A 16820-nucleotide genomic window follows, 5' to 3' on the forward strand; every position below is an offset into this window, starting at 1 on the left:
ATGACCCTGTCCTCACCGCTGCTCCTCGCCGTCGGACTGCTGCTCACGGTGGCGCTGGCCTGGGCTGCCGTCGTCTCGGCGCGCCGCCGGACGGCCGCCCTCGCCGCGGCCGGGGTCGCCGCGCCGGACGGCCGCCGGGCGTACCTCGGGATCGGCCTGACGGTCGCCGGCGTCGGGGTGCTCGCGATCGCCACCTCCGGACCGGCGGCCATGGTGCCGGTCCCGCGGACCTCGGGCACCGTCATCCTCGCCATGGACGTCTCCAACAGCATGGGCGCCGACGACGTCGAGCCCACCCGGCTGGCGGCGGCGCAGCGGGCGGCCCGCGCGTTCGTGGCGGCGCAGCCCGACAGCGTCGACATCGGGGTCGTCGCGTTCGAACGGGGGGCGCACACCACCGCCCGGCCCGACGCCGACCACTCCATCGCGCTCAAGGCCATCGACCGGCTGAAGATCGCCGGCGGCACCTCGCTGGAGACGGCCATCACGGCCTCGCTGATGGCGATCACCGGCAAGGAGGTGGCCGTCGACAGCGAGGGCGCCGCGCCCGACCTCGGCTACTGGCCGTCGGCGACGATCGTGCTGTTCTCCGACGGCCAGAACCTGGGCCGGGACGTCGAACGCGCCGCCACCCTCGCCCAGCAGGCAGGCGTGCACATCCACACCGTCGGCGTCGGCACCGCGGCCGGGGCCACGGTGAAGGTGGACGGCTACCACCTGCAGACCTCGCTGGAAGAGGACACCCTCACCTTGATCGCGCAGACCACCGGCGGCGCCTACCACCCCGCCTCCGACGCCGCGCGCCTCGACGGGATCGCCGACACGATCGACCTGCGGCTCACCGTCTCCGACGAGCCGCTGCCCCTCGCCGGCGGGCTGATCGGGCTCGCCCTCGCGCTGCTCACCGCAGGAGCGGCGCTCACCGTGCTCCGGTCCGGACGGGTGATCTGAATGACGTTCTCATGGCCGTGGGCGCTGCTGACCGTCCTGATCATCCCGCTGATCCTCGCCATCCGCTGGTGGGCGCTACGCCGCCGCCGGCGGGCCGCCGTCCGCGTCACCTCGATCTCGCTCGTACGCACCGCGCTGCCCGGCCGTACGCGCTGGACGCGCAAGATCCCCCCGGCACTGTTCATCACCGGACTCGCGCTGCTCGCGGTCGGAGCCGCGCGACCGCAGGCGTCGGTGCCGGTGCCGCAGACGTCGGCGACGATCCTGCTGGCGCTCGACACCTCCGGCTCCATGTGCTCCACGGACGTCGACCCCAACCGCCTCACCGCCGCGCGGAAGGCCGCCGCGGAGTTCATCGAGTCGCAGCGGGGTGGGCCGCGCATCGGCCTGGTCACCTTCAACGGCACCGCCGGCCTGGTCGTCCCGCCCACCGACGACACCGACTCGTTGGTCGAGGCGCTGGACAACCTCACCGTGGCCCGCGGCACCGCGATCGGCCAGGCCATGCTCGCCTCGATCGACGCGATCGCGGAGGTCGACCCGTCGGTCGCCCCCACCGGCGCGGACCCCGGCACCGGAGGCTCCGGTGATGGCTACGCCGGCGCCGCGATCGTCGTGCTCACCGACGGCGCGAACACCCAGGGCGTCGACCCGCAGACCGCCGCCCAGGAAGCGGCTTCGCGCCGCCTCCGCGTCTTCACCATCGGCTTCGGCACCACGAACCCGGCCCCGATGGTCTGCGAGAACTCCCAGTTCGACGGCCGCGGCTTCGGCGGCTGGGGCGGTGGCTTCGGCGGGCGCGGCAGGTTCGACAGCGGCCGCAACATCCGCATGATCGACGAGCCCGCGCTCAAGCAGATAGCCCGGACCACCGGCGGCTCCTACCACCGCGCCGAGAACGCCGACCAGCTCCAGAGCGCCCTCGACACCCTCCCCGGCAGCTTCACCGTCGTCCGCCGGCAGGTCGACACGGCCGCCGCCTTCGCCGCCGGCGGTGCCGTCCTCATCACCGCGGCCCTGTCCCTCTCCCTCTGGTGGAACCGCCCCCGCACCCCGACCCGCTGACGGTCCGGCCGGGGGAAGCGTGCGCCACCGGGGGCTACCCCCTCGGCCGCACCGGACCCCGGAGGACGTGGCACGGGACCGCAGGTCAGCCGCGGGTGCCGGCCGGGACGTGCAGCGACAGGTGCGTGGACAGGGCGCGGAGGAAGTCCGGGGCGTCGAAGACCGCGCCCGCGGAGGCGACGCCGGTGGTCCTGGTCCGCCCGGTGAGGATGCGGTCGACCGCCTCCACCGCGAGCGGCGCGCTGACGGCGTAGATGTCCTGACCGGTGGCGGCCACGCGGCGTTCCGCGCCGCCGGAGCGGACGAGGACGTCGACGACGAAGGTCTGCGCGGAGCGGCCACGGTCGTCGACGGCGGCCGGTGCCGAGGGGTCAGAAGCGCCCAGGTCCGCGGCCGCCTTGGCGGTCATGTAGGTACGCACCTCCCGGACGTCCAGGTGGCTGGGAACGGTGACGACGTCGGCCATGGTGAACTCACCGATGACACTCTGCGGGCCGAGCGGAGCCGGGAAGGGCCACTCCAGGGTTGGCAGCGCGTCGTCGTGGTACTCCAGCCGTCCGCCGGTGAAGCGGACCCGGCGGCCACCCCGTCGCTGCCCCGAGACCACGCCCGAAGCGAGCGTACCGGTGGTGGGATGCCAACTGCTCAGACCGTAGGCGACGTGCACCTCGTCCGCGGCCGTCCAGTCGCCCATCGCGGTGGTGACCAGCAGGTCGCCGAGGCCGCCGTAGAAGGCCATCGCCGGAACCACCACGGTGCCCGCGGCCCGGGCGCGGTCGGCGAAGTGCGCGAACGTGTCGACGTTCGCCTCGATCTCGGCCGCCACGTCGACATACGGGATGCCGGCCCGCAGCGCCGCCTCGACCAGCGGGCCGGCGGTCGTGGCGAAGGGCCCGGCACAGTTGATCACGGCTGCCGCGCCGTCCAGCGCCCGGTCGAGCGAGGCCGGGTCATCGACCGAAGCCTGCCGCGCCGCCAACCCCGGGTGGGCCGCCACCAGCGCCACCAGCTTGTCCTGGTCGCGACCGAGGAGCAGCGGGACGTACCCGCGCTCAATCAGCTCCGCGACCACGAACCGCCCGGTGTGCCCGTAGGCGCCGAACACCGCCACGTTCTGACCCGATCCCATGCCTGCTCCCGCGTTCTTCGAAGTGATTCAGTACGCAAATCCTGTCCCTGCTGGCACACCTGTGCCTAGTGTCCGAAACGACACGACCCATACAATTTCCGACATGAACTCGTTCCCGCGCTCCGTCGCGGTCGCCGCCACCGACGGGATGCTGCACTTCGAGCTGGCCCTGGCCTACGAGGTCTTCGGCTCCGCTCCCGACGCCCTGCCGGGCCCCTGGTACGACGTCAGGGTGTGCGGCACGCAGGCCGTCCGGGTCGGCCGGTTCCACCTGGAGCCGGACTGCGGGCTCGACTGGCTGGCGCACGCCGACACGGTGATCGTCCCGGCCCTGGCGGACGTCGACGAGGACCCGCCGGCCGACCTGGTCGAGGCGGTGCGCGTGGCCCACGAGTCGGGCGCGCGGGTGGTCTCCCTGTGCACGGGCGTGTTCGTACTCGCCGCCGCCGGCCTGCTGAACGGGCTGCGCGCGACCACGCACTGGGCCCACACCGGCCAACTGGCCGCCCGCTACCCCCAGGTGGAGGTCGACCCCGACGTCCTCTACGTCGACAACGGCACCGTGCTCACCTCCGCCGGCAAGGCCGCGGCCATGGACCTGTGCCTGCACCTGGTACGCCGCGACCACGGCTCGGCGGTCGCCAACGTGGTCGCCCGCCGCCTGGTCGTGCCACCCCACCGGGCCGGCGGCCAGGCCCAGTTCGTCTCCACACCGGTGCCCGCCCAGGACGGCCACCCCCTGGCCGAGCTGCTCACCTGGGTGATGCGCCGCCTGGACCAGCCGCTCACCGTGGAGGACCTGGCCCGCCAGGCGAACATGAGCTCACGCCACCTGGCCCGCCACTTCCGCTCGCTCACCGGCACCACACCGCTGCAATGGCTGCTGACCCAGCGGATCCGGCGCGCGCAGGAACTGCTGGAGACCACGGACGACAGCGTCGACACCATCGCCTCGGCCGCGGGCATGGGCACGGCGACAACACTGCGCCGCCACTTCCACCGCACGGTAGGCGTCCCACCGGACGCCTACCGGCGCACGTTCCGTGCATGAGACGGACGCGCACACGCCGGATCGCACCTGCGCGAGTTCCGCTTGCGGAGCCGATCCCGGCGGCTCAGCACGCGGATTACGCAATACAGCGCAATTCGAAATCCCATGCGTACAAGGCCGGCTTCAGAAGCTGACTGGCAGAAACTCCCGTTTGCCGATTTTACGTATGCGTCCCCTCCCCTGCATATGCCATATCCGCCGCCGCAGCCCGTCGCAAATGCATAACGCGTTTACCCGCAGTATCAGACGTGCTTTACTTCCGCCTTGTAAGCCACACCCTCTGGGAGGGCCCATGGGGGAGTTGGCCGGGATCGATCCCCTCGGCGCAGACAAGCTGATCCGCCAGATGGAGGCGGGCAAGGACGTCCTCGGCCGGACACGACCGGGACTCGAAGCAGCGATCGCCGAGGCGGGTCCGGACTGGGCCGGCCGCATGGGTGTCGCCACCATGCATCGCACCTGGGCGTTCTTCCACGAGTCCCAGCAGGACCTCAGATGGCGCATCGACATCCTCAAGCGCATGGTGCCGGCGCAGCAGAAGGGCATGCTGACCGCCACCCTGCCCTTCACCAGCCGGACGGAGGCGGCGCAGGCGGCCGAGGAGGACGCCGCGGCGATCACCGGGGCGCTCAAGCGCCACGATGAGCACCTCTCTCAGCAGAGCTGGAGCGAGGTGGACAAGGCGATGGCGGCGCTCAGGGGCCGGGTCGACGACCCTGCCTACGCCACGGCGCTGCTGGCCGCACTCGGCCCCAAGGCCTTTCAGAAGTTGTTCCGCGACTGGATGACCACGCAAGCCGGCGGGGATCGCCGAGGGCTGACCCCGGAGGCGGGCAAGCGGGCCGGCACCGGCTCACCGGGCCTGCTTGCCAGGGCCTTCGCCAGTGCGGAGAGCTCTGGGCGGCTCGGGCCGGAATGGCAGAAGATGGTGGAGAGCGCCCCATCGGACATCCTCACCGCCCTCGTGAGACTTGCCCCGCAGTCGGGCACGTTCCTCAATCGGGTGGCGGCCAATCTGCTGAATCGCCCACCGAACTCTGACGCGTTTCCCACCGATCCCAACTGGAACCTGTACAACCTGGCCACGGCATTCGCGGCGAATCCGGAGGCGTTCCAGCGATTCCTGGCCGAGCACCCGAAAGAGGCGGGAGTCCTGCTCGACGCCTACACCATCAGGTCAAGCGGCGTCCCTGCCTATGAGGCAGCGCTGGCACAGGCGTTGGACGGGGCGTTGCAGCCGAAATTCGGGTCGTTCGAGGTGCAGGAGCGTGCCTGGATCGTCGTCATCAACAGCATCGGGTCCGTTCACTCTCTCTGGATCGGCGGCAGTCTCGGCACCTTTCCCGATTCGCCGATCAGCCGGGTGCTGGCCAAGAACATCGGGCCAGTCCTCGACAAGCTCGCGCGAGGCCAGGCTGACAAGAGAGCTCAGGATGCGTACAAGCGAGCGGTAGCCGACGGGGTGGAGACTCCACCACTACCGCCGCCCTATCTGGCCGCCCGGGCTCCATGGGACACGGTCGACCCAGCCGTGAGCGCCCGGTTCTTCGGCGCGTTGATGCAGGACTCCGCCGCGGCCGCCACCTTGGCGAAACTGGGGAAGGAGTATGTCCAGCAGATGGACATGGGCCGCTTCCGACCCTTCGGCTCGGACAACTACAGCACGTCGGCGTTCTACAACTACGCCGCACGGGCGGGAGCGCTGGCAAGCCTGCTGCTGTCTGGATCGACCTACGCCGAGTGGAGCGACGACCAGTATGCGGAATGGCTCGCTGGAAGCATTCTCATGCCGGTTGACTACCTTGATCAGCTGGTGCCCGTCGCCGGCAAGATTCCGGGCACTGGTAAGGCGAAAATGCTCGACGAAATCAAAGACAGATTGAAGAAAATCATTACAGATCACATGGACGGGAAGACGCCGGAGGACGCGGGGACGGTTGCCACCAGGCTGGTCAATATGCAAGTGGATGCGATGATCAAGTCGCTGAAGGCAGCCGGACACGGTGGGCTGACGACAGACGAGCACAGCACGTTGAGGGATGCCGCGATGGGCCGAATGCTTGGCGCTCTGACCAACGCTCTCAAGGTGAGAGGTGGTTGATCATGTCCAAGCGGGTTCAGCTGCTCCGAGAGGCAGCCGAAAAGGAGTTGCTCGCCTCCACGTTCGCCGGCTATGCCACAAGCCTTGCCGGGACCTTCGACGGTTTGCCATCGCGACCAGGCGACAGCGATGCTTTCTGGAGAGGGGCGGCTGCGGATCGATATCTTGCGGATGCCGTCCGTCTCAGGCGAGAGATGGCCGATCTCGAAAGCTCGTGCTTGGCGACCGCCGAGGCCCTTCGGCGCCGAGCCGACCAACTCCGGAAGGAGGCGGCGCAGGTGCCCGACTCGGCGTGAGTGGGGTCAGGCGTCGCGAGGGTAGCATCCGGTCTTTCCGACGATCGCGATGTTGGGCGTGGAATCCAGGCGGGCGAAGAGCACGAAGGTCAATCGCGCTTCCGGATTGACCAGTACGGCAACGCTCGTGTCGTCTTCCCGCAGGTCGAGATTGTCGACAACCTCGTCGTGATAGCCCCTGCTGAAGAGTTCGCCTTTCAGTATTCCGACAAGGCTGATCGGGCTCTCCTTGGCCGGATTAGCGAAGCTGCCTTTGGCGATGTAGAAACGTCGCTGCTTATCGGGTCCACAGGTCGAGCTCTGGTCCGGGCCGTCTGCCCGTTCTTTCGTCAGCCCCGTTATCCCCGCCTCGACCCAGGACACCACGGCATCCCCATCGCTCACGAGCTTCTTGACAGCATCCGCCAGCGGCGGTGGTTCCGGCTCGCCAGAACAGCCCGTCAGGACCGCGAAACAGACAAGTGCCGCGGCAACTACCCTCGAAGACGCACCAAGGCGCACGGTCGGACCTTATCCGAGCAGGCTCCGCTCGTACATCGGATCTGCCCCAGCCATAGCGAGCTGCGATGAGGGGACACATCCTTTACCGCTGCGAGCGCTATTTCCTGGAACCAACGGGGCCGAATCGCCCGAATTTCCTATTGTCGGAAGGCTCCGCCGGCCGCGGCGGCGTCGTGCCTGGAATGGCGTCACGCCCGTGGCCCCTCAGAGACAATGACAGGATGCGTGAGCTGGTCGTCGTCCGGAACCCGGATCAGCAGTCCCGCCTGCCCTACCTGATCCGGCTGCCGCTCGGGGAGGGGCTGTTCCTGCGCGCGGGCGGCACCTGGCCGCGGGAGAAGGCGATCTACTGCTACCCGGTCGGGCCGGAGGAGTGGCCGGAGGAGCCGGAGGTGGTCGAGCGGGTTCCGGTCCGCTCGTGTGTACGGCGGGGCGCGGCGATCGATCTGGTGCTGGACCGGGCCCGGGAGAACCGGTCGCAGATCGTCTTCACCAAGGCCCGCGGCCGGGACGCGATCTTCTGGCAGACGGCCCGGGTGCGCAGGCAAGCCCGCCCGAACGTGACCACCCCCACCGCGCGCGCCTCCGGAGTCGCGGCCCTGCCGATCGTCGTGGACAGTGGCGAGCGGTACGCCTACAAGTTTCCCCGCCAGCAGGTCGAGCTCGTCCGACGGCGGTTGCCGTGCGGCGACTACGGCGTCGAGATCGCCGGGACGCTGCACGCGGCAGTGGAGCGCAAGAGCCTGGCCGACCTGGTGGGGTCCCTGCTCAACAGCCGGCTGAAGTACCAGCTGACCGAGCTGGCCGCCCTTCCGCACGCCGCGGTGGTGGTGGAGGACCGTTACAGCCAGGTGTTCAAGCTGGAATACGTACGCCCGGCGGTGGTCGCCGACGGGATGGCCGAGTTGCAGGTGGCCTTCCCCAGCGTGCCGATCGTGTTCTGCGAGAGCCGGCAGCTGGCCGAGGAGTGGACCTACCGGTTCCTGGCCGCCGCCTACGCCGCCGCGGATCACCCAGCCGAGGCGGCGCCGGCCGTACCGGCGACGGACGAGCCCGTGACGATGCCGGAACCAAGTACGGCCGAGGTTCGTGCCTGGGCTCGTGACCACGGTCTGGACGTGCCGGCCAAAGGGCGGCTTCGTCCGGAGGTGTGGCAGGCGTACCGGCGCGCCCATTCGTAGGCCACCGGCGGGGGCCGCATCGGAGCCAGGCACGGTCGTTCTCGACCCGTACCCGACGATAGTGCGCCTTGGCGGAAGCGTCATGGCGTCGGGTCGTAGGGCGTGGTCGAACCGGGGTCCGGGGCATCGGCCGATTCGCCGGACTGAGCGGGGCCGAGTGTCCGGGGGAGTTCGAAGAGCTCGAACAGGTCCGGGTCGCGGAACGCGACGATCTGCGTGATCCCCGCGTCGGAGGCCGAGAGGACCATCACGGCGTGTATGTGGTGAACGCCGTCCGGGCCGCGCTGGTACATGGCGACCGCGGGCTGCCCGTTGGCCGCGGTGGGCACCATGCGGCAGGCGCCTGGCACGGTGAGAACCCTGGTCCTGAAGAACCGGCCGACGGGCTCTCGCCCGGCGAACCAGGTCGGAGTGGGCGGCATCTCCAGCACGGCGTCCTCGGTCAGCAATTCCATGAGGGCGGCGATGTCGGCGTTCTCGAAGGCGGCGACATAGCGGTCCAGCAGTTCCCGCCGGCGCGTGCCGGAGATCTCGTGCGTGTCGTCCTCGGCGGGTGCCGCCTGGCCGAGCTGTGCTCGAGCGCGCTGCAGGACGCTTTTGACCGCGGGGACGGAGATGCCGAGCATCTCGGCGACCTCCGCCGCGCGCAGCGCCAGTACGTCGCGCAGGATGAGGACGGCGCGCTGGCGCGGGGGCAGGTGCTGCAGGGCGGCCATCAGGGCGAGGCGCACGCTTGCGCGCGCGGCGACGATGGTGGCGGGATCGCCGGAACCGGCGGTGAGCAGCCGGTCGGGGAAGGGCTGCAGCCACGTCACCTCCGCCGGCGGCGCCAAGGGGCCTTCGGGGTCGTCGGCGGGACCGCCGAGGCCCGATGGCAGCGGCCGGCGCTTGCGGTGCTCGAGTGCGGTGAGGCAGACGTTGGTCGCGATCCGGTAGAGCCAGGTGCGCAGTGACGCCCGGCCTTCGAACGCCTCGTACGAGCGCCACGCGCGCAGGTAGGTCTCCTGCACGAGGTCCTCGGCGTCGTGGACCGAACCGAGCATGCGGTAGCAGTAGGCCAGGAGCTCGGGCCGGTACGGGGAGGTCAGCCGGGCGAAGAGGTCGTTGTCCGGCATCACCGTCGGCCGGGCCCGCCCGCCGTCCGCCGGGTCGAACGTCCCGAAGGTGGCGTTGAGGCGGGGTGCCGGGCGTTCGGCTGCATGTGGCTCATCGTCCACTGGATCGCCGGCGTACGTGCGGCCCATCCGCGTCACCGTCCGGCGCCGGGCCGGTCGGCGAGTTCGACGAGCTGCACGTAGTTTCCGACCGGATCCTCCACCGTCGCGATGCGGCCCGGGCCGAAGTGCTCCACCGGGCGGATCCACTGCGTGACGCCCAGCGCCTTCAGATGGGTCACGACCGCGTCGATGTCCTCGACGTAGAAGTTGATCAAAATCCTGCCCGGTTCCCGGGTGCTCTGCTCGAGATCGTCGCGGCGGTCGAACACCAGCCGTCCGTCGCCCACCATCAGCACGGTGCCCGGCCCGGCCGCCGGCGCGAAGGCCGCGCGGTACCAGTCGCTGAGCCGTTCCGGATCGTCGCTGCCCAGCACCAGGCCGCCCAGCCGGATCCCCGTCGTTGTCGTCATGATCGTGTCCTCTCGGTCGTCATCGGGATCCCGTCACCTCTATCGACTCGGCGGTCCGCCGAAAGGAATCGGTCCGGGCGGCTGGAGGCGCTGCACCATGGGTGGCACGCGTCAGGACGGTTCGTCCAAGGTCTGACGGTGGTCAGTCCGCGATCAGGCCGCCGGTGAGGTTGGCGACCGCCCCCGTGATCGCGGACGCGCGGTCCGAGGCGACGAAGGCGGCCACGTTGGCGATCTCAGCGACCGTGGGAAGCCTTTTGCGCAGTGTCCGGTCCTCCATGCGGGCCAGGAACGCGTCGCGGCTGATGCCGTAGGCATCGGCGTGCAGGCCGTACACCTCGGAGAGCTGCGGCGTCTCCGGCATGCCCGCCGCGTTCAGGCAGACGACTCGCACACCGTGCGGTCCGAGCTCGGCGGCCAGCCCCCGCGACAGCGCTTCGATCGCCGCCCATGCCGGTGCCATGCCTCCCATGAGCGGGACCGCCGTCCGCGACGGGCTCGCCGTGATCGTCAGGATCACGCCCGACCCCTGGCCGGTCATACGCCGTGCGGCGGCTCTCGCGGTCAGGAAGTTGGCCTTGGGGTAGGTGGCCATGGGCAGGTCGAAGCCGTCCGGAGACAGGTCGACGATGCGGGTGCCCTGGATGCCGGTCTGCGGGAGGCTGATGGCGTTGAGAGAGATGTCGATGGACCCCGCCTGCCGCACCACCGCATCGGCGTGCGCTTCGACGGCCTCCGCATCCAGCACGTTCACCGTGGCGACCTCTGCGACGCCGTTCGAGGCCCGGATCCGCTCCGCCACCGCCTCCAGCGCGGCGCCGGTGCGCCCGGCGAGGAAGACCCGTGCACCCTCCGTGGCGAAGGCGTGAGCGACCGCGCTCCCGATCGCTCCGCCTGCTCCGTAAACAATCGCGTTCTTCTTTTCGAGCAGCACCGTTTCTCCTGGTGTGGACTGCGGAGTTCCGTCACACCTGTCGACTCGGGGGCCCGCCGAAAGGAATCGGTCGATGGGGGGTCGTCCATGCCGCGGTGGTGCCCGTCTCGCGGGCGGCTGCGCGGGTCGGCCTGTCATCAAGCGGCGTCGAGGGCTTCGGTGATCTTGCGGGCCATCTCCGTCATGGTGGGGCTGGGCTCGCCCCTGTGGGGCCGGGTGGCCGCTTCGACGGCGACGATGACGGTGCGGCGGAAGTTGCCGGCCTCGGTGGGGTCCTGCTGCTTGAGCAGGCTCATGGCTGCCGTCAAGGCGGGCAGCACCTGGTCGGCTAGTGCGGCGACGGTCTTGCCGTACTTCACGCCCTTGGGCGCCTTGGTGAGCACGTGCCCGACGGGGCCGGTCGCGGAGGTCAGGGCGATGCTGCCTTCGGTGGCGGCCTTGTGGGCCGAGCCGGCGGCACCGGCGGCGGACATCAGCGAGACGGCGCCCCAGGCGGCGGTCCGCAGGGTGAGCGTGTCCTGGCCGGAAAGGGTGATGGACATGATGGGGTGCTCCTTCAGATCTGCGACGAGAGGTTCGGGTGAACGGACGGCTGGTGGAGTGCGGCCTGTGGGCGCCGCGTCCGCTGTTCCGTTCATGGGCTCAACCATCGCCGACCGCTCTGACACCGGGCCGTCCCCGCCCTGACGCCGCCACTGACACCACGCCGGTCAGGAGGTGGCTTCGGATGCCGAAGCGCGGAGAGCCGCTGCGATCCACCCGAAGGGCACCGGACCTTCCCCGCCCTCACCGGCCGGCGTCCCGTTGATCACGGCCACCAGGGACAGGTACCTGCCATGAGTGCTGTCGAACCGCGACTCGGCGTCCGTCTCCTTCCGGAGCTCCGCACGCTCGATCTCCTCGACCAGGACGAACCTGGTGGCCAGGTGGTTCAGGAACTCGGCGGTGGCGCGCTTGCCGGCGAGTTCGGCGGTCGCGTGCGCCAGACGTACGCTGACCTCCCGCGCCCGTGGCGAGTCCGCTGCCAGCCCGGAGCGATACGCGGCGACGATCTCCTCCATGATCTTCGTCCCGGTCGTGTAGATGAAGTCCTGCACCGGTGTGGCGGTCATGAGCCGTCCCTGCGGGGTGGAGTAGGTCTCCCGCAGGTAGGAGCGGACTGCGCCGCGGAACTCCGCGTCCCGTACCAGGTCGGCCAGCTCGATCCAGGCTTCGAGCTGGGCGGCGGTGGGATCGTCCGGTAGCCGGGGCCGGATCGTCCGCAACCGGTCGACGAAACCGGGGGACACGTCGAGGTCTTCGCCGACCTCGTTCCAGAATGCGTCGATGAGCCGCTCGCGCTCCTCATCCGACATCGAGACGAGCCTGTGCATCAAAGCCGCCTGCGCGACGGTGCCACCCTGCTTGACCAGGGTCCGCAGCACGGCCCGCCGGGCCCGGAGGTCGCGCTCCTGCCGCTCGACGAGTTCCAGGTGCATCGCGAAGAGATCGCGCAGTGACGTCTCACCGTCGAGCAGCCGGCGGATGTCGTCCAGGCCGGTGCCCAGGTCGCGGAGGGTACGGACGACTTCGAGCCGGGCGATCGCGCGAACGTCGTACAGCCGGGCGCCCGCACCGGTCAGGCGGGTGGGCGCGACCACCGCGGCGTCGGAGTAGAACCGGATGGCGCTGACGCTCAGACCGGTCCGGCGCGCGGCGTCCCCGATCGAGTAGAGCCCGTTGTCGTCCATGCCGCCACTATGGGACCTCGAGCGACTTGAGATACAACCTCCGGACGCGGTCGCCCATGGCCGGATCGGCTCGCCCGGCCCGTTGACGTCCCGGCTTCAGTGCCGGGTCGGCCGGTCTGCCGGAGAATCCCGGCACCGAATCGGCCTCCGGCGTCGCTGCTCATCGACAGAGTCACTGCCGCCGTCGCCGGCGCGTCCGCACCTGTGGGGCCGGGTCCTGGTTCGACGGTTCCGGGCGTTCGGTGCGGGTGGGGTTGCCGCGTACGAGCTCGTCGTGGATGCGCCAGCGGGCGGTGGTGACGGCGTGCTCCGCCGCCTCGTCGCCGCGTTCGATGCGCTGTCGCAGCAGCCGCATGGCGATGCGGCGGTTGAGGCTGAGCTGCCGCTCGGTGTCGACCACGACGACGATGCCAGTGGGCCGGTGGGTCGCCCGTACGGCCGTGCTCGCCTTGTTCCGGTGCTGGCCGCCGGGGCCGCCGGTGCGGCAGGCGACGATGTCGACGTCTGCTTCCGCGAACGCCGTGCGCGGGGTGTCGAGCCGGCACGGCCGGGCGATGACGTACCAGTTCTTTCGGCCGGTGCCGGCCCGGTACGGGCTGGGGGCCTGCCAGCACAGGGTTCCGGTCCACGAGGCGGCGAACGTCTCGGCGTCGTCTCCTGCGATCCGGACGAGGACCGATCGGTAGGTGCCCGGCCGGTCCCCGGGAACAGTCTGGGCCCGATGGGTCTCCAGCTCCTGCCGGGCGGCGTCGGCTTCCAGGCGGTGCAGCAGCTCGGCCAAGGCCCAGGCACACTCCTGCGGGCCCCGCCCGGCCGACAGGAGCAGGTGAACGCTCACGGCCGGCCGCGCTTACGGCGGCCACGGGGCGCGGACCCCAGGTCGGGCGTCTTGTAGGTGACCAGCGGGATCGTGGTGGCCACGGGCGTGGCCAGCCGGTGCTCGACGAGGTCGGCGATCACCTGCTCGATCCGCTTGTACGCCGTAGGCGCCTCCTCGAACAGCAGTTGCCGGTCGCCGCACACCACCAGCGACCCCACCGGCGTACGGCGCAGCTCCTCGACCGTGTGCTTGGCCCGCCCCCGGCGCAGGGCGTCCGCACGCGACATCTTGCGGCCCGCGCCGTGCGCCACGGAATGCCCGGCGTCCGGCCCGGCGTGGGCGGCCACGAGGTAGGAAGGGGTGCCTCGCGTACCGGCGATGAGCACGTCGCGGCCGTCACCCGGCGCCGCCCCCTTGCGGTGCAGGTAGCTCCCGTCGCGGAGCTCGACCAGGTTGTGGCACTGGTCGACGATCGGCTCGGTGGGCTCGGCCCCCAGCGCATGGGCGACCCGGGCGGCCAGCAGCCGCCGGTTGAGCGACCCCCAGCGTACGGCGTCGTCATGCATCGCCAGGTAGGCCTCGGGATCGGCAGCCGGGCCCGCGCCGTGGACCTCGGTGTGCGCCCGCAGGATCCGTTCGCCCAGCCCTCGGGAACCGCTGTGCACGATGAGCACCAGGTCGCCGGCGGCCAGCCCGAGACGGCCGGCGTGGTCCGGCTCGAAGACGGTCCCGATCCGCGCCAGCTCGACGAAGTGGTTGCCCCGGCCGACCGTGCCGAGCCCTTCGACGTGACCTGCGGGAATGTCGCCCTTCACCACGGCCCAGGCGGGATCGCCGGCATCCTGCTCAGGGTCCAGCGCCCGATCGAGGTCGGGGAACCGGGCGGCGAGCTTCTCGGGTACGGCGCGCTTGAGCCTGACGGGGAACACGGCGATGCCGCACCCGATGTCGGAGCCCACCAGGAACGGGTACAAGACGGTCGACGCCATGGCGGCGCCGATGGGGGCGCCCTTGCCGGGGTGCAGGTCCGGCATGGCGGCGACGTGCGACATGCCGTCGAGTGCGGCCACCTGGTGGCACTGCGCGACGGCATCGGACTCGATCCAGCTCGTGGGGGAGGCGAACACGGTGACCGTGGCCGTGGTGGCCGGTGGCCGGGGATGTTGCTGAGACAAGGACGCTCTCTTTGCTGAACGGGGCATGGGCGTGCGGCATCACGGCGCGCGAGTCGGCGCCGTGGAAATCTCGAAACAGCGGGTGCAATCCGTCAGCGCATCATGGAAACAACGTTCCCCGAGGCTCGCCGTACGAGGCAAGTGGTTTTCGACCGTACGGGCCGGTATGCCCGCAAGTCCCGTCGTCGCTTGTGCATGAGACCTCTCTCGCGTCGCCGTCGCGCACACCCGCGAGCTCCACGCTGCCGCTCACCCGCCACGTCTCACCCGGCCATTGCCGGGCGAAGATCCTGGCCGGCCTGTCGTTCGGGTCGGCGGATACCGAGGTGTCCCAGAAGTGGCACTCGATGAGCTCGGCAACCGAAGCCGACGCGCGAGCCGGCATCGGCGGCTGTTTCCGGCACCTCGGCCGGGGGCAGGGACTGCGCCGCAGCATCCGGGCCGACGACTCGCCGGCTCACCTGTTCGCCTTCTACCCCGAGGCTGGGGGGAGTCGCGTGGATTCATGCCGATCACCACGGTGAACCTCCGGTGTTCACCCTGCTGCGCTGTGCCCCGCGGCGTCGTCCAGGGCGATCGTGCCGGTCGAGCCGCGCATGCCGAACCCGTGGCGCCACCGCGCCCGCTCCTGCGGCGTGGTCAGCAGGTCGATGCGGGCGGTGGTCAGGCGCCGCCAGGTGCCGCCTGTCTCGGCGTACGAGGTGATCGTGGTGCCGCCTGACAGCACCAGGGCGAGGCGGTCGCCGGGCGCGAGCGACAGACTGGCGCTGTTGGGATCGTGGCGGAATTCGCCGTCGACCCGCACGTCGATGCCGATCTCCTTGCGGGTGTTGTTGTACCAGGCGCCGATGTAGTTGCCGGCGTCCTTGACCCGGCCGACGAACACGCTGTCCTCCGCCTCACCGGTGCTCGCGAACGCGCCCAGGGTGATCACGCTGACCGTGTCACCGGAGGACGGCGCCCCGGGCAGGGCGAACCAGCCGAAGAACGGGCTCTGACCCTCGCCGGTGAGCCTGCCGCCATCGACCTTGACCACCGGCATCACCTCCTCGCTGTAGGGCTGGTAGCCGTCGTGGCCAGCCGCGGCGCCGTCGAAGCCGTCAGCCACGTCGACCGCCGGGTACGCCCTGCGGTCGATCACCGGCGGGGCGACGGCGGATGCGGTGGCCGCAGCCTTCTCGCCGCCGCCCTCGTTCCCGGCCAGCCAGGAGGGCACGAGCAGTACGCCCGCGGTCACGGCCAGCGCCACCAGCACGGCCCCGGCCGCGACCAGCGACCCGCGCGAGCGCCTGGGCCGCCCCTTCGCTCCGTCCAGGGCCGAGGGCGCGGTGGGCACCGCCGGCGGAGCGGACCGCGGCTTGTCCTCGAGCGTCTGCTCGGCGGCGCGGCCGGGTCGTACGGCGCCGCGGCCGTCGCCGGAGGTGAGGTCGCGCAGCAGGCGCTCGGCGGTCGGCCTGTCGGTGGCGTCCTTGGCCAGGCAGGACGCCACCATCGCGCGCAGCGGCTCGGGCACCCCGGACAGGTCAGGCGGGTAGTGCAGGATGGCATGCATGATCGCCGGCACTTGGGAGCCGGTGAAGGCCCGTCGCCCGGTCGCCGCGAACACCATCGTGGCCGCCCAGGAGAACATGTCCGAGGCGAGCGTGAGCGGCTGGTCGCTGAGCTGCTCCGGCGACATGTACGCCGGAGTGCCGGCAACTTGGCTGGTGGTGGCCATGGCGTCGAGGGCGCGGGCGATGCCGAAGTCGATCACGACCGGCCCCTCGGGACCGAGGATCACGTTGCCCGGCTTGAAGTCGCGGTGCACGATCCCGGCGCGGTGGATGGAGGCGAGGGCGGTCAGCGTGCTGATCGCCAGCCGGTCCAGCCCGCCGCCGGCGCGGGGCCCGTCCCGCTTGACCAGCTCGTCGAGCGACGGGCCGGGGACGTACTCGCTGACGATGTACGGCTGCTCGCCCAGCATCCCGGTGCCGATCACCCGCGCCGTGCAGAACGGCGCGACGCTGGCGGCGACCTCCGCCTCGCGCAGGAACCGGCGCCGGACCTCCGGATCGGCGGCGAGCCGCCGGTGCAGCACCTTGACCGCCACCCGTCCCTCGTCGGGCGACTGCGCCAGGTAGACCGCCCCCTGCCCGCCTTCACCGAGGAGCCGCACGACCTGATGCTCACCGATACGTCCCGGGCCGCCCATGCCCACCACCCGAGAGTCCGTCACCGGCTCCCCCCGCCATTCGTAGCGATCTCACGCCACGCCCAGGC

General features: G+C 70.8%; 16 protein-coding genes. 6 read left to right on the plus strand and 10 right to left on the minus strand.

The window, feature by feature from the left end:
• Both ACTWPW_RS11395 and ACTWPW_RS11400 read left to right on the plus strand, forming a co-directional pair.
• Positions 1-951 carry a VWA domain-containing protein gene (locus tag ACTWPW_RS11395; protein ID WP_375116753.1) on the plus strand — a complete coding sequence of 317 codons (951 nt, stop codon included), beginning with the start codon at positions 1-3 and terminating at the stop codon, positions 949-951.
• On the plus strand, positions 952-2016 hold the full coding sequence (locus ACTWPW_RS11400) for a VWA domain-containing protein (protein WP_375116752.1): 1065 nt from the start codon (positions 952-954) through the stop codon (positions 2014-2016).
• An 85-nt stretch (positions 2017-2101) separates the two neighbouring features.
• On the opposite strand, the gene ACTWPW_RS11405 is transcribed toward ACTWPW_RS11400, so the two are convergent.
• Complete coding sequence (locus ACTWPW_RS11405; protein WP_443168656.1) at positions 2102-3145, minus strand: saccharopine dehydrogenase family protein; 1044 nt, start codon at positions 3143-3145, stop codon at positions 2102-2104.
• Positions 3146-3248: 103 nt separating this feature from the next.
• Between ACTWPW_RS11405 and ACTWPW_RS11410 the strand changes: the two genes are divergently transcribed.
• The 3 genes from ACTWPW_RS11410 to ACTWPW_RS11420 all read left to right on the plus strand — a co-directional run bounded on the left by ACTWPW_RS11410 (position 3249) and on the right by ACTWPW_RS11420 (position 6593).
• Positions 3249-4196: a helix-turn-helix domain-containing protein gene (locus ACTWPW_RS11410; RefSeq protein ID WP_375116750.1), complete on the plus strand. Its 948-nt coding sequence runs from the start codon at positions 3249-3251 to the stop codon at positions 4194-4196.
• Between the two features lie 292 nt (positions 4197-4488).
• Complete coding sequence (locus tag ACTWPW_RS11415; protein ID WP_443168657.1) at positions 4489-6297, plus strand: hypothetical protein; 1809 nt, start codon at positions 4489-4491, stop codon at positions 6295-6297.
• 2 nt (positions 6298-6299) lie between these two features.
• Positions 6300-6593 (plus strand): hypothetical protein, encoded by a 294-nt coding sequence (locus ACTWPW_RS11420; protein WP_443168658.1) that lies wholly within the window; start codon positions 6300-6302, stop codon positions 6591-6593.
• A gap of 6 nt (positions 6594-6599) precedes the next feature.
• On the opposite strand, the gene ACTWPW_RS11425 is transcribed toward ACTWPW_RS11420, so the two are convergent.
• Complete coding sequence (locus tag ACTWPW_RS11425) at positions 6600-7094, minus strand: hypothetical protein (RefSeq protein ID WP_443168659.1); 495 nt, start codon at positions 7092-7094, stop codon at positions 6600-6602.
• 221 nt (positions 7095-7315) lie between these two features.
• On the opposite strand from ACTWPW_RS11425, the gene ACTWPW_RS11430 reads away from it, so the two are divergent.
• Complete coding sequence (locus tag ACTWPW_RS11430; protein ID WP_443168660.1) at positions 7316-8275, plus strand: ERCC4 domain-containing protein; 960 nt, start codon at positions 7316-7318, stop codon at positions 8273-8275.
• An 80-nt stretch (positions 8276-8355) separates the two neighbouring features.
• Here the strand turns inward: ACTWPW_RS11430 and ACTWPW_RS11435 are convergent, their stop codons facing one another.
• The 8 genes from ACTWPW_RS11435 to ACTWPW_RS11470 form a co-directional block, all read right to left on the minus strand.
• Positions 8356-9390 carry a sigma-70 family RNA polymerase sigma factor gene (locus tag ACTWPW_RS11435; protein WP_443168682.1) on the minus strand — a complete coding sequence of 345 codons (1035 nt, stop codon included), beginning with the start codon at positions 9388-9390 and terminating at the stop codon, positions 8356-8358.
• A gap of 134 nt (positions 9391-9524) precedes the next feature.
• Positions 9525-9902 carry a VOC family protein gene (locus tag ACTWPW_RS11440; protein WP_443168661.1) on the minus strand — a complete coding sequence of 126 codons (378 nt, stop codon included), beginning with the start codon at positions 9900-9902 and terminating at the stop codon, positions 9525-9527.
• Positions 9903-10044: 142 nt separating this feature from the next.
• Positions 10045-10836, minus strand: coding sequence for an SDR family NAD(P)-dependent oxidoreductase (locus ACTWPW_RS11445; RefSeq protein WP_443168662.1), 792 nt, complete (start codon positions 10834-10836; stop codon positions 10045-10047).
• 137 nt (positions 10837-10973) lie between these two features.
• Positions 10974-11378 carry a hypothetical protein gene (locus ACTWPW_RS11450; protein WP_443168663.1) on the minus strand — a complete coding sequence of 135 codons (405 nt, stop codon included), beginning with the start codon at positions 11376-11378 and terminating at the stop codon, positions 10974-10976.
• Positions 11379-11546: 168 nt separating this feature from the next.
• Positions 11547-12566 (minus strand): MerR family transcriptional regulator, encoded by a 1020-nt coding sequence (locus tag ACTWPW_RS11455; RefSeq protein WP_443168664.1) that lies wholly within the window; start codon positions 12564-12566, stop codon positions 11547-11549.
• A 172-nt stretch (positions 12567-12738) separates the two neighbouring features.
• Positions 12739-13404, minus strand: coding sequence for a peptide chain release factor H (gene prfH / locus ACTWPW_RS11460; protein WP_375116741.1), 666 nt, complete (start codon positions 13402-13404; stop codon positions 12739-12741).
• The gene (locus ACTWPW_RS11465) at positions 13401-14561 is read right to left on the minus strand and encodes an RNA ligase RtcB family protein (RefSeq protein ID WP_443168665.1); all 1161 of its coding nucleotides are present in this window, start codon (positions 14559-14561) and stop codon (positions 13401-13403) included. The genes prfH and ACTWPW_RS11465 overlap by 4 nt, the downstream gene beginning before the upstream one ends.
• A 535-nt stretch (positions 14562-15096) precedes the next feature.
• On the minus strand, positions 15097-16776 hold the full coding sequence (locus ACTWPW_RS11470; protein WP_443168666.1) for a serine/threonine-protein kinase: 1680 nt from the start codon (positions 16774-16776) through the stop codon (positions 15097-15099).
• Positions 16777-16820: the final 44 nt, after the last annotated feature.

It is taken from the genome of Nonomuraea sp. KM90, assembly GCF_052246675.1.
Lineage (GTDB): Bacteria > Actinomycetota > Actinomycetes > Streptosporangiales > Streptosporangiaceae > Nonomuraea.